The organism is Asanoa sp. NPDC049475 (genome assembly GCF_040676915.1).
Classification (GTDB): Bacteria; Actinomycetota; Actinomycetes; order Mycobacteriales; family Micromonosporaceae; genus Asanoa.
In genome coordinates, this window is the sequence record NZ_JBFAPY010000016.1 from 1 (window position 1) to 14041 (window position 14041).

At 72.6% G+C, this 14041-nt stretch carries 12 protein-coding genes; 6 read left to right on the plus strand and 6 right to left on the minus strand.

Going from position 1 to position 14041, the window contains the following annotated elements:
- Nucleotides 1-536 precede the first annotated feature (536 nt).
- On the plus strand, nucleotides 537-2663 hold the full coding sequence (locus tag AB0J88_RS39085) for a heavy metal translocating P-type ATPase (protein WP_364358909.1): 2127 nt from the start codon (nucleotides 537-539) through the stop codon (nucleotides 2661-2663).
- 15 nt (nucleotides 2664-2678) lie between these two features.
- A complete protein-coding gene (locus AB0J88_RS39090; RefSeq protein ID WP_364358864.1) occupies nucleotides 2679-3350 on the plus strand; it encodes a GNAT family N-acetyltransferase in 672 nt (223 codons plus the stop codon).
- A 210-nt stretch (nucleotides 3351-3560) separates the two neighbouring features.
- Here AB0J88_RS39090 and AB0J88_RS39095 read toward each other — a convergent pair whose 3' ends face one another.
- Nucleotides 3561-4736 carry an ROK family transcriptional regulator gene (locus tag AB0J88_RS39095; RefSeq protein ID WP_364358861.1) on the minus strand — a complete coding sequence of 392 codons (1176 nt, stop codon included), beginning with the start codon at nucleotides 4734-4736 and terminating at the stop codon, nucleotides 3561-3563.
- A 133-nt stretch (nucleotides 4737-4869) separates the two neighbouring features.
- Between AB0J88_RS39095 and AB0J88_RS39100 the strand changes: the two genes are divergently transcribed.
- From AB0J88_RS39100 to AB0J88_RS39115, 4 genes are all read left to right on the plus strand, one after another.
- The gene (locus AB0J88_RS39100; RefSeq protein ID WP_364358858.1) at nucleotides 4870-6318 is read left to right on the plus strand and encodes a glycoside hydrolase family 3 N-terminal domain-containing protein; all 1449 of its coding nucleotides are present in this window, start codon (nucleotides 4870-4872) and stop codon (nucleotides 6316-6318) included.
- A 90-nt stretch (nucleotides 6319-6408) separates the two neighbouring features.
- Entirely contained in the window at nucleotides 6409-7176 is a 768-nt protein-coding gene (locus AB0J88_RS39105) for a TetR family transcriptional regulator (protein WP_364358855.1), read from the plus strand.
- Between the two features lie 42 nt (nucleotides 7177-7218).
- A complete protein-coding gene (locus AB0J88_RS39110) occupies nucleotides 7219-7959 on the plus strand; it encodes an ABC transporter ATP-binding protein (protein WP_364358852.1) in 741 nt (246 codons plus the stop codon).
- On the plus strand, nucleotides 7956-8756 hold the full coding sequence (locus AB0J88_RS39115; RefSeq protein WP_364358849.1) for an ABC transporter permease: 801 nt from the start codon (nucleotides 7956-7958) through the stop codon (nucleotides 8754-8756). The genes AB0J88_RS39110 and AB0J88_RS39115 overlap by 4 nt, the downstream gene beginning before the upstream one ends.
- A 4-nt stretch (nucleotides 8757-8760) precedes the next feature.
- On the opposite strand, the gene AB0J88_RS39120 is transcribed toward AB0J88_RS39115, so the two are convergent.
- From AB0J88_RS39120 to AB0J88_RS39140, 5 genes are all read right to left on the minus strand, one after another.
- Nucleotides 8761-9630, minus strand: coding sequence for a hypothetical protein (locus AB0J88_RS39120; RefSeq protein ID WP_364358846.1), 870 nt, complete (start codon nucleotides 9628-9630; stop codon nucleotides 8761-8763).
- Complete coding sequence (locus tag AB0J88_RS39125) at nucleotides 9627-10946, minus strand: serine hydrolase domain-containing protein (RefSeq protein WP_364358843.1); 1320 nt, start codon at nucleotides 10944-10946, stop codon at nucleotides 9627-9629. Before AB0J88_RS39125 ends, AB0J88_RS39120 begins: the two co-directional genes overlap by 4 nt.
- A 42-nt stretch (nucleotides 10947-10988) precedes the next feature.
- Nucleotides 10989-11927, minus strand: a complete 939-nt coding sequence (locus AB0J88_RS39130; RefSeq protein ID WP_364358840.1) for an FAD:protein FMN transferase — start codon at nucleotides 11925-11927, stop codon at nucleotides 10989-10991.
- A gap of 254 nt (nucleotides 11928-12181) precedes the next feature.
- Entirely contained in the window at nucleotides 12182-12970 is a 789-nt protein-coding gene (locus AB0J88_RS39135; protein WP_364358906.1) for an ABC transporter ATP-binding protein, read from the minus strand.
- An 82-nt stretch (nucleotides 12971-13052) separates the two neighbouring features.
- A complete protein-coding gene (locus AB0J88_RS39140; protein WP_364358837.1) occupies nucleotides 13053-14024 on the minus strand; it encodes an LLM class flavin-dependent oxidoreductase in 972 nt (323 codons plus the stop codon).
- Nucleotides 14025-14041: the final 17 nt, after the last annotated feature.

Sequence of the window (14041 nt, forward strand, 5' to 3'; positions counted from 1 at the left end):
CCGGATGCGGACCATGCCGGGCGTACGCGAGGTCGAAGTGGAGCCGATCGGCGACCACTCGCTGGTCCAGGCCTCGGTCGACGAGACGTCTCCTATACGGTCGCTTTCGGATGCGCCGGTGATGCGGCGACCACCCACACGATGCGGCGGTCCTCGTCGGGGCAGTACCAAATCCGTCCACCGGACGTGACCTCGTATTGCCATTGGTCGGAGGTCGCGAACCGGGCTTCCCAGCCACCGGGCTGGCCTGGAGGGGCGACGCGGTCGCCGCGCTTGGCCGGCATCGGTCATTCCTCTGGGCCGGGCACGGGGCCGTGGTCGTCGTCGAGCGGCCGTCCACTCGCGGAGTGTCTGCGCCAGCACCCTCCATTGGCCGAGCTCCGCCGAGATCTGGACGGCTTTGCCGAAGTCGCGAACGAATAGCTGTCGTGGCTTGACTTCATACCCCCCAGGGGTACGCTCGGGTGGTGGGGATACCTCCGGGGGGTAAGGTGGCGGACGTGGTGGAGAACCGGATCGAACTGGTGATCGGGGGCATGACCTGCGCGTCCTGTGCCAGCCGCATCGAGAAGAAGCTCAATCGGCTCACCGGGGTCACGGCGTCCGTCAACTACGCCACCGAGACCGCTACCGTGTCCGCTCCCACGACCGTCTCCGTCGATGACCTGATCGAGACCGTCAAGAAGACCGGTTACACCGCCGAGCCTGCCCCGGCTCCCTTCGAAGACGTCACCACGACCAACGACGACACGCGCGACGAGACCCGGGCGCTCCGCGACAAGGTGCTGGTCTCCGCCCTGCTGGCCGTACCCGTGATCGTCCTCGCCATGGTCCCGGCCTGGCAGTTCACCTACTGGCAGTGGCTCTCACTCACCTTGGCCGCGCCCGTCGTGGTCTGGGGTGGTTCCGCTTTCCACCGGGCCGCCTGGGTCAACCTGCGGCACGGCGCCGCGACGATGGACACGTTGATCTCCATCGGCACGTTGGCCGCGCTCGGGTGGTCGGCGTGGGCCCTGTTCTTCGGCATGGCGGGCGAGCCGGGCATCCGGCACGGCTTCGAGCTCACCCTCCAACGCGGTGCCGGCTCCGACTCGATCTACCTCGAGGTGGCCGCCGGGGTGACCGTGTTCGTGCTGGCCGGGCGCTATTTCGAGGCGCGGGCCAAGCGCCGCGCGGGCGCCGCGCTCAAGGCCCTCGCCGACCTCGGCGCCAAAGAGGTCACCATCCTGAGAGACGGCCGGGAGGTCACCAGGCCGATCGCGGAGCTCCGCAAGGGCGACCGCTTCGTCGTCCGGCCCGGCGAGAAGATCGCCACCGACGGAGTGATCGAAGCGGGGGCCTCGGCGATCGACCAGAGCCTGCTCACCGGCGAGTCCGTCCCGGTGGAGGTGAAACCCGGTGACCCCGTGGCGGGCGGCACGGTCAACGCCGACGGGCGCCTCGTCGTCACCGCCACCAAGGTCGGCGCCGAGACCCAGCTCGCGCACATCGCCCGGCTGGTCGGTCAGGCGCAGAGCGGCAAGGCCGAGGTGCAGCGGCTGGCCGACCGGATCTCCGGGGTGTTCGTCCCGATCGTCCTGGTGCTCGCCGCCGGGACGTTCGGCTACTGGTGGGGCACCGGCGGCGGGCTGGCCGCCGCGTTCACCGCGGGCATCGCCGTGCTGATCATCGCCTGCCCGTGCGCCCTCGGGCTGGCCACGCCGACCGCCCTGCTCGTCGGCACCGGGCGTGGCGCGCAGCGCGGCATCCTGATCAAGGGGCCGGAGGTGCTGGAGTCGACCCGCACCGTCGACACGATCGTCCTCGACAAGACCGGCACCGTGACCACCGGCAAGCTCGCGGTGATCGAGACGGACGGCCCCGAAGAGCTCCTCCGGTACGCCGCCGCGGTCGAAGCCGGCTCCGAGCACCCGATCGGCCGGGCCATCGTCGCCGCCGCCGGGACAACGCTGCCCCCGGTCAGCGACTTCCGCTCGACGCCGGGCCGCGGGGTCCGCGGCATCGTCGAGGGGCACGAGGTGCTGGTGGGCCGGGCCGAGTTCACCGGCACCGACGCCGCCGACGACGAGACCGGCCACACGGTGGTCACCGTCGCGATCGATCAGCGGGTACGCGGGCGCCTCGTGCTGGCCGACGACGTCCGGCCCAGCAGCCGGGGCGCGGTCGCGGAGCTACGCCGGCTCGGCCTGCGGCCCGTGCTGTTGACCGGCGACAACACCAGCGCCGCGCGCGAGGTGGCGAAGAGCGTCGGGATCGACGAGGTGATCGCCGAGGTGCTGCCGGCCGACAAGGTCGACACGGTCAAGCGACTCCAGGACGAGGGCCGCGTGGTCGCGATGGTCGGTGACGGGGTCAACGACGCCGCCGCGCTGGCCCAGGCCGACCTGGGGCTGGCGATGGGCGCGGGCACGGACGTGGCGATCGAGGCCGCCGACCTGACCCTGGTCCGCGACGATCTCACGGCCGCCGCCGACGCGATCCGGCTCTCTCGACGTACGCTGCGGGTCATCAAGGGAAACCTGTTCTGGGCCCTGGCCTACAACGTCGCCGCGCTACCGTTGGCCGCGGCGGGACTACTCAATCCGATGATCGCGGGTGCCGCCATGGCACTCTCGTCGGTGTTCGTGGTATCCAACAGCCTTCGGCTTCGACGCTTCCACTGACCCTGGAGGTCCCGGGTGCTCGACACGCGCCTCTACCACCATCTGGTGACCTGGTTGGGCCAATGGCCCACCAAACAGGCGCTTCAGGTCGTCGGCTTCGAGAAACGGCTGCGTCCGGCCTGGGACGGCGGCATCCGTCCGGCGGTCGGTGTCGGCGCGCCCGAGGGTGTGCTGCTTTCGGTGCCGCCGCAGCGGGTCGAGACCGTCCGCGCGCTGGCCGACCTGCCGATGCCGGACCTTCTCGACAAGCTTCCGGGCGCGGTCGGGTACGACGGCTGGCGCGCCTCCGGCGTCGTCTTCCGCTGGACCACCGCCCCGACACCGCTCCCGGACGCGGGGGAGTGGGTGCCCGTCGACGACCCGGCCGTGCCCCCGTGGCTGCGCCCGTTCGGCGGCGAGGTGCTGATCGCCCGCGACGAGTCGGGCGACTACCTGGCCGGCGTCGGGATCAAGCGGCACGACCAGTACGGCCACGAGCTAGCGGTCGGCACCGAGGCCGCCGCTCGGGGAAAAGGGTTGGCCCGCCGGCTGGTGGCGCAGGCGGCCCGCCGGGTGCTCGACGAGGGCGCCGTGCCGACCTACCTGCACGACCCGGAGAACCTCGCGTCGTCGAAGGTCGCCGCCGCGGCCGGCTTCCCGGACCTGGGCTGGGTCGGCTACGGCGTGTTCGGCCCGGAAGGCCCCTGACCGGATCGCCTTGCCGACGCGGCGTCCCGACCGACCGCTACGGCCGTCCAGCCGCGGAACCACGCGCTGCCGAGGCGGGGTCCCGACCGACTGCTACGGCCGTCCAGCCCTCGGAGCACGCGCTGCAGGCGGCGTCCCGACCGACCGTGGCGGCCGCCCGGCGCGCGCCCTGCCGCCAGCGGCGGCCGATTCACAACCCGCGCGGGTGATCTAGCTGGTCGTCGAGCCGAAGACGTCGTCGCGGACGGCGTCCAGGGCCGTCAGCAGCGCGCCGCGCAGCACCGGCTCCTCGTCGACCTGGGTGACCACCACCTTCGGCGACACCAGGGTGATCGCGGCCACCTCGTGCTGCACCCGCTCGGCCAACGCCGTCCCACCGGCCTGGCCGACCTCACCGGCCAGCACCACCAGCGGCGGGTCCAGCACCACGCACGTGCTGGCCACGCCGAGCGCCAACCGCCGCGCGATCTCGTCGAGCGCCGGCCCGCCCTCGGTGCCGGCCGCGATGGTCGCGCGGATCGCGTCGGCCGCCGTGGCACCCCGGAAGCCGTGCTCGCGGGCCACGGACCGCAGCGCCGCGGCGCCGGCGAGCTGGCCGAACGGCGGCTGGGACCGTCGCGACTGGTCGCGGTTGACCGGGACCCCCGGCACCGGCAGGTAGCCGATCTCGCCCGCCGCCCCGCTGCTGCCGTGGTGGAGCCGGCCACCGAGCACGATCGCGAGGCCGACGCCGACCCCGGCCCAGACCAGCACGAAGTCGTCGACGCCGGCAGCAGCGCCGAACTCGGCCTCCGCGCAGGCCGCCAGGTTGGTGTCGTTCTCGAAGACCACCGGCGTGTGCAGGTCCTCGCGGAGGGCGGCGAGCAGGCCGCGGTGCCAGCGGGGCAGGTTGAACGCGAAGGTGATGTCGCCGGAGCCCGGGTCGACGAGGCCCGGCGTGCCGAGCACGACCCGCCGCACGCTGGCCAGCGGGGCGTGCGCGCTGCTGGCCGCCTGCATGACCGCCTCGTGGACCACGCCGACCGGGTCGTCGGTGTCCTTCGTGGACATCTCGACCTGGCCGACGGTCTTGCCGGTGATGTCGGCGCAGGCCGCCACCACGCGGTCGGCGGAGGCATCGACCCCGACGACGTACGCGCTGCTGGGCCGCACGGCATAGAGCTGCGCGTTGGGGCCGCGGCCACCCGCCTGCTCGCCGACCCGGGTGACCAGGCCGCGCTCCTCGAGCCGCTCGACGAGCTGCGAAGCGGTGACCTTGGACAGGCCGGTGAGCTCGCCGAGCTGGGCGCGGGTGAGCGGGCCACGGGTGAGCAACAGCTCCAGTGCGGCGCGGTCGTTCAGCGCGCGCAACAGGCGCGGGGTACCGGGCAGGCGGGTCGACCCCATGCGACATCCTCTAGCAATAAGGAATCTTTACTAATACATTAGTCGCCTTACGAGTAGGCGTAGCGTACTGGGAAGCGAATGGTGCGACGATCACACGACCCGGCAGCAGCGAGTCACAAGAGGGTGAGTACCGATGGCGATTGATCCCACTCTGCGCCGGTTAGCGCTGCGCACCTTGCTCGCCGCCTTCCCCGGACCGACCCCGCCGCCCTGGGCGCTCGACCTCGCCGCCGACGGGCTGGCCGGCTACACCCTCTTCGGTTTCAACATCGTCGACCGTGATCAGGTCGCCGCCTGCACGGCCGCGCTGCGCGCCGCGAACCCCGCCGTGATCGTGGCGATCGACGAGGAGGGCGGCGACGTCACCCGGCTCGCGCACCGAACCGGCAGCCCGTACCCCGGAAATGCCGCGCTCGGCGCCCTCGACGACGTCGAGGTGACCCGGGCGGTCTACCGGGCGATCGGCGCGGAGCTCGCCGCGGTCGGCGTGACCGTCGACCTCGCGCCGACCGTCGACGTCAACACCGCCGACGACAACCCGATCATCGGCACCCGGTCCTTCGGCGCCGACACCGCGCTGGTCGCCGCGCACACCGCGGCCGCGGTCGAGGGCCTCCAGGAGACCCGGGTCGCCGCCTGTGCCAAGCACTTCCCGGGTCACGGCGCGACCGTCGCGGACTCGCACCTCGAACTGCCCACGGTGGACGTTCCGCTGGCCGTGCTGCGTGAGCGCGATCTGCCGCCGTTCGTGGCAGCGGTGGCGGCCGGCGCGAAAAGCGTGATGACCGCGCACATCCGGGTGCCCGAGCTGACCGGCGACGCGCCGGCCACGTTCAGCCGAGCGGCCCTGCACGACCTGTTGCGCGGCGAGCTCGGCTTCACCGGCGCGCTGATCACCGACGCGCTGGAGATGAAGGGCGCGGCGGTCGTCGCCGGCGGCACCGCGCAGGCCGCACCGCTCGCCCTGGCCGCCGGTGCCGACCTGCTGTGCATCGGTGCCGACATCGACGCGCCGCTGGTCGAGGAGACCGCCGCCGAGATCGTCGCGGCGATCCAGGACGGCCGGCTCGACCCGGCCCGGGTCGAGGAGGCGGCCGAGCGCACGGCTGCCCTGGCCGCGTGGACGGCACCCGCGGCACCCACGGAAAAGGCGGCGGACGACCTGGGCTACGACGCGGCCCGCCGTGCCGTGCGGATCGAGGGTGACCCGCTGGTCGGCGCCGAGCCGCTGGTGATCGAGCTGGCCGCGACCTCGACCATCGCCGAGGGTCGGGTGCCGTGGGGGTTGCGCGGGCACGTCGACGGTGTGGAGCAGATCCGTGCGGTGGCTGCCACGACCGGTGCCGACGAGCTGCTGGCACGGGCCGGCGGCCGGCCGATCGTGGTCGTCGCCCGGCACGCGCACCGGCTCGCCAACGCGACGGAGCTGATCGAGGCGCTGGCCGCCCGCCACCCCGTCACCGTGGTCGAGATGGGCTGGCCGTCGAGCTGGCGACCGGCGGGGGTACGGGCCTTCGTGACCACCTTCGGTGCGAGCCACGCCAACGGGCGGGCGGCCGCGGCGGTGCTCGGACTGCGCTGATTGAACGCGTTCAACTCTCGCGTACGATGAGTCGCACCTGGAAGTTGAACGTGTTCGACACGGCGGAGTCGAGTCGGTACGGTGAGAAAAATGACCGACCGATCCGTTCCGCCGCCCGCCGACGCCGGCGGTGCCGCCGAGCAAACGGGGGTCGGTGGCGCCGCCGGCGCCGAGTCAGCAACCGCCGCGGGCGCCGAGCCCGTGACCGCCCGCGGTGAGCAGACGCGCAAGCTCATCCTGGACACGGCGATGCGGCTGTTCCGTGAGCGCGGCTACGCCCAGACCACGATGCGCGCGGTCGCCAAGGAGGCCGGGGTCGCGGTCGGCAACGCCTACTACTACTTCGGCTCCAAGGAACACCTGATCCAGGAGTTCTACGCGGAGACGTCGGTCGAGCACCGCAGTCGGGCCACACGTGTGCTGGCCACCGAGACCGACTTCGCCGAGCGGCTGCGCGGCGTGCTGCACGCCGGCATCGACACCATGACGCCGTCCCACGAGTTCGCCGCCACGTTCTTCAAGACCGCGGCCGAGCCGACCTCGCCGTTGAGCCCGTTCTCATCCGAGTCGTCGCCGACCCGGGAGGCGTCCATCGCCCTGTTCCGCGAGGCGCTGACGGGCTCCACGGCCAAAGTGGACCCCGAGCTGCGCGACGAGCTGCCGGAGCTGCTCTGGCTGGCGTACATGGGCGTCATCCTCTACTGGGTCTACGACCGTTCCACCGATCAGACGAAAACCCGCGCGCTGATCAACGGCGTGGTGCCGCTGATCGACCGCCTCGTCGGGCTCTCCCGCCTGCGGGTTCTGCGCCCGGTGACCCGGGACGTGCTCGGGCTGATCCGCACGCTGCGTCAGTAAATGCTTTGCTGAGCGTGGCGGTCGCGGCCGACCATCGAGAGCATGGACGTATTGACGGTCACCGCGCTGCGTAAGCGGTTCGGCTCCGTCGCGGCCGTCGACGGGGTCAGCTTCACCGTCGCCGCGGGCGAGGTCGTCGGCCTGCTCGGGCCCAACGGCGCGGGCAAGACCACCACCCTGCACATGGTGCTCGGCCTGACCATGCCCGACTCGGGCACGGTCGAGATGTTCGGGCACGACATGGCCCGCGACCGGTCACGGGCGTTGGCGCGGGCCAACTTCGCGGCGAGCTACCTGCACCTGCCCGCCGTGCTGCGGGTCGGCGAGATCCTCAGTGTCTACGCGCACCTCTACGGGCTGCGCCGGCCGGCCGCGCGGGTGGCCGAGATGCTGGAGATGCTCGACCTCGGTCCGCTGCGGCGGCAGCAGTTCTCGCGGCTGTCCTCCGGCCAGCAGACGCGCGTGCTGTTGGCCAAGGCGCTGCTCAACGACCCCGGGCTGCTGGTGCTCGACGAGCCGACGGCCAACCTCGACCCCGACGCCGCCGACCGGATCCGGGGTCTGCTGGTCGAGCAGGCCGCGACCTCCGGGCGGGCCATGCTGATCACCTCGCACAACATGCGTGAGGTCGAGCGGATGTGCGACCGCGTGCACTTCGTGTCGGGCGGCCGCATCGTGGCCACCGGCAGCGCGGTCGAGCTGGCCGGGGCTTACGGCGTCGACGATCTGGAAGCGGTGTTCCTGCGAGTGGCCCGGGGAGGTGCGCCATCGTCTACGACGTGACCAGCGGCGCCGCCCGCCGCAGCCGGGTGCTCGGCATCGTGAGGCGTGACTTCTACGCCCTGCGCGGCAACGGGGGCCGCCTGCTGGAGATCTTCTTCTGGCCGGTGCTGGAGCTGGTGATCTGGGGTTTCGTCTCGGTGTTCCTGCGCGCCAACAACGTGCCGATCGCGGTCTCGATGCTGCTCGGCGCCGTGCTGCTGTGGCAGTTGGTCGGCCGCGCGCAGGGCGAGCTCGCCGCGATGTTCCTGCACGACGTGTGGAGCCGCAACCTGCTCAACGTGTTCGTCAGTCCGATGTCGCTGGCCGAGTTCCTGACCGGCCACGTCATCTTCGGGGCGGGCCTGATCGCCGTCAGCACCGCCGTCATGTCCGGCCTGGCCCTGCTGCTCTACGGCTTCGGCGTCGCGACGATCGGGCCGGCGCTCGTGCCGTTCGCGACCCTGCTCGTCGTGATGGGCTGGGGGTTGGGCATCGTCTCGATCGCGGTGGTGATCCGGTTCGGCGAGAGCACGCAGTCGGTCGCCTGGGTGCTCTCGGCCGCCTTCCAGCCGTTCGCGGCGGTGTTCTACCCGGTGGCGGTGCTGCCACCGGTGGCGGAGGCGATCGCGCACGCCGTCCCGGCCAGCTACGTCTTCGAGGGCCTGCGCGGCGTGCTCGACGGCCACGGCATCGACTGGTCCGGCGTCGCAATGGCCGCGCTGCTCGACCTGCTCCTCGTCGCGGGCGCGTTGGCCTTCGTGGCACACGCGCTGCGGCACGCCCGCCGCACCGGCCGCCTCTCCAAGTTCGGCGAATAGGCCGTCAGGCGGCCGGCAGCGCGAGCAGGGCGACGCCGACGGCCACGGCGACGCTGGCCGCGACGCGTAACCGGCCCATCGGCTCTTTGAAGGCGATCATGCCGATCACGGCCGCGACCACCACGCTGCTCTCGCGGAGCGCGGCCACCGCGGCGAGCGCGCCCTGGGTCTGTGCCCACAGCACCAGGCCGTACGCCGCGGTGGCCATGACGGTGACGGCGGCCGACGCCAGCCAGGCGCGGCCGCCGGCCGAGAGGATCGGGGTCGCGACCCGTTTGCGCAGGGCCGCCGCGATCAGCGCCGTCACCGCGAACTCCAGGCCGCACAGCCACAGGGTGTAGCCGGCCGCGCCCTCGCTGCGGCGCACCCCGACGCCGTCGACCAGGGTGTACGTGGCGATCGTCAGGCCGGTGAAGACCGCGGCGAGCACCGCCGGGCGGTTGGCCCGCACCTTCCGCCAGGGTGTCAGCCCGAGCACACCGATCGCGGCGGCGATCACCAGCACGCCGATCGCCGGCAGCGGGGCGAGTGGCTCGTGCAGCACCAGCGCCGCGAACACCGCCACCACCACCGGACCGAGACCGCGGGCCAGCGGGTACGTCTGGTTGAAGTCACCGAGCCGGTAGGCGGCGAGCAGGCCGAGGTTGTAGAAGACGTGGATCACCACCGAGGCGATCAGGAAACCCCACGAGGCCCGGGCCGGCAGGTCGACGAACCACACCGCGACCAGGCTGGCCGCCGCGCCGACCAGGCTCGAGCGGGCCATGATGCCGATCTGGTCGCCGCTGCCCTTGACCAACGCGTTCCAGGTCGCGTGCAGCACGGCGGCGGCCAGCACCGCGACCACCGCCGCGGGACCGGCCCACGGACTCATATGGTGTTCGCCGCCGCCACCCGGGCGGGATCCGGGTCGGCCCAGCTCCAGTTGGGGTGCGCCCGGTTGGTGAGCAGCACGAAGACGAGCCGCCGGTCCGGGTTGACGACCAGCGAGGTGCCGGTGAAGCCGGTGTGTCCGAACGTGCGCGGCCCGGCCAGCCTGCCCATGAACCACGGCTGGTTGAGCACCACGCCCAGGCCGTGGTCAGCGGTGCGCTGCGGCCGCTCGGGGTCGATCGCGGGCTTGCCCTTGTTCGCGTTGGTCAGCATCCGCTTGACGACCGCCGCGGAGAGAATCCGTTCGCCCTTGTACGTGCCCCCGTTGAGCAGCAGCTCACCGATGACCGCGACGTCCGCGGCGGTGCTGAACACGCCCGCGGAACCCGCGACTCCGCCCATGATGTTGGCGACGTCGTCGTGCACCGTGCCGCGCAGCAGCCCGCGGGAGGTGCGGGCGTCGGTGGCCGCCAGGCGCTTGGCCTGGGCGTCCTTGCTCAGCCAGGTCAGGGGCTTGAAACCCGTGTCACGCAGGCCGAGCGGGCCGGTCAGGTCGTTCTTCAGCACGACGTCGAGGCGCTGGCCGGTGATCTCCTCGACGAGCATCGCGGCGACCATCAGGCCGACGCTGGAATAGCGGAAGGTGTTGCCCGGCACAGCGCCCTTGACCAACGGCGTCTCCAGCACCGCTTCGCGTCGATCGGCGTCGGAGGACAGCCCGGTGACCTTGGCCCCTACGGGCAGACCGCTGGTGTGGGTCAGCAGCATCTGGACCGTCACCGCGCCCTTGCCCGTGCCGGTGAACCCGTCCAGGTAGGACGCGACCGGTGCCGCGAGGTCGACGGTGCCACGGTCGACCTGCCGCAGCAGCAGGATCGAGGTGTAGATCTTCGTGAGGGAGGCGAGGTCGAAGATCGAGTCGGTGCGCATCGCGACCCGCTGAGCTTTCGGCAGCTCCACCGGGCCGGCGCTGTAACGCAGCGCATCACCCACGGCGACCTGGCTGATCACCTTGCCGGCGACGGTGAGGTGCGCGACCGCACCGGCGTACGTCGGATGGTTCGGATTCTCGCGGGTCGGCGCGAGGTAGCGGCGCAGCGTCTCGGCCATCTTGGCGGGCGGCTGCTGCTTGACGACCGCGGACCCGGCGGGCCTGGGCGTGGGCAAAGTGGGCCGGCCGGCGCCGGCTCCGGTGCCGGAGGGCTCAGCCTGGCCGGGAAGCCAGCGAGACCCCGCCGGATCGGCGCAAGCACTGGTCGCCGCACCCACCGCGGCGGCCAGACCGCCGGTCAACAACACACGCCGTGAGACAGACACGGCGCCGATCGTCACATGCGAACCGGCTGTGGGGCTACCCCGTCAGGTCTCGGCGGCGGTCGGCCACGTGCCGAAGAAGCGCAGCGCACGGTCGTTGCCGACGAGACGGGCCGGTGCGGCGAGCGCCTCCAGCCACGAAGGAGCCAGCACGCCGCGCGTCAGGCTGGCGTTGGCGACGGCGGTCGCGCGCAGTGCGGAGAAGGCCGCCACCGACGCGGTGCGCCAGGCGGGACGCGCGGCATGTCCGGTCTCCGGGTCGACGATCTGTTGCAGCAGTTCCTCGGCGGTGTCCCAGTGCCGGTGATGGCTGCTCGCGGTGGACACGGCCGCGCCGCCGGGCAGCGACACCCGGGCGGCCGGATCGACCGGGCCGTCGCGCACCAGCAAGGGCCAGCCGGCCCGCGGTGCCGGACCCGCGGTCGCGACGTCGCCGCCGACGGACACCAGCACACCGGTGTCGAGGCTCGCGGCGACCAGCGCGGCGCAGCGGTCGACCGCACGCGCCCGCATCGTGTCGGACAGGTCGAGCGTGACGCCCTCCGGGATCGTCAGCCGCCGGTCCTCGAGGCGCACCTCTTGCCAGGTCGGCGGGCGATAGACGGCCAGCTGACCGACCTGGACGTGCCGGGTCGTGCCGGTGGTCACCGACGCGCCGAAGTCCGGGTCGTAGCCGAGGCTGCCGAGCATCGCGCCGACGGTCGGGTCGACGTCGCCGTCGGTCTCCCGGGCGGCGGACAGGGCCACCGCGACGAGCTCGGCCAGCAGCGGGCTGACCTCGCTGCCGTCGCCGGCCGAGGCGAGCTCCGAGTCGGGCCGCATCCGGCTGGCGGCCACGTCGATCGCGTCGAGCTCGCCGCCGACCAGCTCGGCCGCGCGATCGAGCTTGCCGGCGTCGGTCACGGAAACCCGGACGGGCTCGTCCCAGAGTGTCCACTCCGCACTGTCCAGGGTGGACGGATCAGCGCCGGCCACCGACAGCATCGGCCACTGGGTGAACGCGGGCGGTGGTGGCGGTGCGGCCTCCGGCGGCGCGGCCCCGGGCGGGGGGCCCTGCCCGGAACCGCGCGCGGACCCCGACGCGGGCACCTGGCGCCGGCCGGAGTTTCCAAAGACACTGGCCACAAGGGCCACCAGAAGCACTCGTGTCAACACCATCGCTGCCCCCCGCGTGACGGATCTCTCAGGCTTAGCGCGGCTTCCTGTGCGTTGCCTGAGAGCCCGTGACGGGTGGGGACCTATGCGGCGCGTGCGGTGTAGCGGCCGAAGTTCCGCGTGACCACGAGCGGCTGCCCGAAGGTGTTCGAGAGGTGCTCCGCCGTGATTGTCTGCTCGACCGGGCCCTGCGCGACGATCGCGCCCTCCCGCAACAGCATGGCGTGGGTGAAACCGGGCGGAATCTCCTCGACGTGGTGAGTGACCAGCACGAGGGCCGGCGCGGCCGGGTCGTCGGCGAGGGCGGTGAGGCGCTTGAGCAGGTCTTCGCGGCCGCCCAGGTCGAGGCCGGCGGCGGGCTCGTCGAGCAGCAGCAGCTCCGGGTCGGTCATCAGCGCCCGGGCGATCTGTACCCGCTTGCGCTCACCTTCCGAGAGGGTGCCGTACGTCCGGTCGGCCAGCGCGGCGACACCGAGCTGGTCGAGCAGGCCGCGGGCGCGAGCCTCGTCCAGCGGGTCGTACTGCTCGCGCCAGCGACCGACCACCGACCAGGCCGCGGTGACCACCACGTCGAGCACCCGCTCCTCGCCCGGCACCCGCTCGGCGAGCTTGGCGGTGGTGATGCCGATCCGGGTGCGCAGCTCCCAGACGTCGGTGCGACCGATCTTCTCGCCTAGCACGACCGCGCTGCCGGTGGTCGGGTGCAGCTGGCCGGCGGCGATCGACAGCAGAGTGGTCTTGCCGGCGCCGTTGGGGCCGAGCACCACCCAGCGCTCGTCCGGATAGACGGTCCAGGCGACGTCGCGCAGCAGCTGGTTGCGGTTGCGCGTGACGCCGATCCCGTCGAAGGCGAGCACCGCGTCGTCGATCATGTTGGTCGGCACGCGGTCATCCAATCACGCAGCCGACCGGGCGGCAGGTGCGCCCCGCGGCCCGGCGACCGGGAGCACATGCTCACCCACCCAACAGGGCTTCGGCGGCCAGCGTCAGGTGCGCCACCGAGAGGTCCGCGTCGCGGGGCGGCACGAACACGACGGCGTCGGCGCCGGCCGCCGCCAGCCGGGAGACGGCGTTGCCGCAACTGTCGGCGTTACCGACAACCGCGTACCGGTCGACGATCTCGTCGGGCAGCGCCGCGGCGAGGGCCTCGAGGTCACCCTTCGCGTCGGCGACCAGCCGGGCCAGCACCTCGGCGTCGGCCGGGTCCGAGGGCTGCACCGGCGAGCTGAACTGCGATGCGAGCTCGGAGCGGGCGCTTCTCGCCGCGTCGTCGAAGTCGAGATGGGCGTAGACGGTGACGCGGTGCGGGTCGGTGCGACCCGCCTCGGCCCGGCCCTCGTCTATCCGCTGCCGAGCCCAGGCGATGTAGGCCGGCGCCGCGCCCTCGGCCAGGATCGTGCCGTCGGCGACACGCCCGGCCAGCCGCAGGGACTTCTCGTTGCGTACGCCGGCGGACAGCAGTGGGGGCTCGGCCGGCGGGAACGCCAGCTTCACCCCGTCGAGGTCGACGTGGCGCCCGTGCGTGGTGACCGTCTCGCCGTGCAACAGGGCACGGACGGCGGCGATGGTCTCCTCGAGCACGGCCAGTGGCGACGGGTGGTGCGCGCCGACCTGACGGACCCAGGCGGGCACCCCGTGCCCGAAGCCCGGCAGGATCCGGCCCGGGAACAGCCGGCTCAGGTTGGACAGCTCCATCGCGGCGAGTGCGGGGTTGCGGAACGCCGCGGGCAGGATGCCGATGCCGATCTTCAGCGACTCGGTGCTCGCCGCGGCCACCGCGGCCGCCGACACCGCGCCGGTGAAGAAGCAGTCCTCGACCACCCACAGCTCGTCGTAGCCGAGGCGCTCGGCGAGCTGTGCGTACGCGGGAAGGTTCTCCGGCGGGCTTTCGCAGCGGAACATGACCCCGATCGGTGGATTGTCCATGGGGAGCAGCCTGCCAG

Excerpts from the sequence above, each read along its gene's own strand:
- AB0J88_RS39110 (WP_364358852.1), top strand. The coding sequence starts at position 7,219 with ATGGACGTATTGACGGTCACCGCGCTGCGTAAGCGGTTCGGCTCCGTC.
- AB0J88_RS39120 (WP_364358846.1), bottom strand. The coding sequence starts at position 9,630 with ATGAGTCCGTGGGCCGGTCCCGCGGCGGTGGTCGCGGTGCTGGCCGCC.
- AB0J88_RS39085 (WP_364358909.1), top strand. The coding sequence starts at position 537 with ATGACCTGCGCGTCCTGTGCCAGCCGCATCGAGAAGAAGCTCAATCGG.
- AB0J88_RS39130 (WP_364358840.1), bottom strand. The coding sequence starts at position 11,927 with ATGCTGTCGGTGGCCGGCGCTGATCCGTCCACCCTGGACAGTGCGGAG.
- AB0J88_RS39105 (WP_364358855.1), top strand. The coding sequence starts at position 6,409 with ATGACCGACCGATCCGTTCCGCCGCCCGCCGACGCCGGCGGTGCCGCC.
- AB0J88_RS39100 (WP_364358858.1), top strand. The coding sequence starts at position 4,870 with ATGGCGATTGATCCCACTCTGCGCCGGTTAGCGCTGCGCACCTTGCTC.
- AB0J88_RS39095 (WP_364358861.1), bottom strand. The coding sequence starts at position 4,736 with ATGGGGTCGACCCGCCTGCCCGGTACCCCGCGCCTGTTGCGCGCGCTG.
- AB0J88_RS39135 (WP_364358906.1), bottom strand. The coding sequence starts at position 12,970 with ATGATCGACGACGCGGTGCTCGCCTTCGACGGGATCGGCGTCACGCGC.
- AB0J88_RS39140 (WP_364358837.1), bottom strand. The coding sequence starts at position 14,024 with ATGGACAATCCACCGATCGGGGTCATGTTCCGCTGCGAAAGCCCGCCG.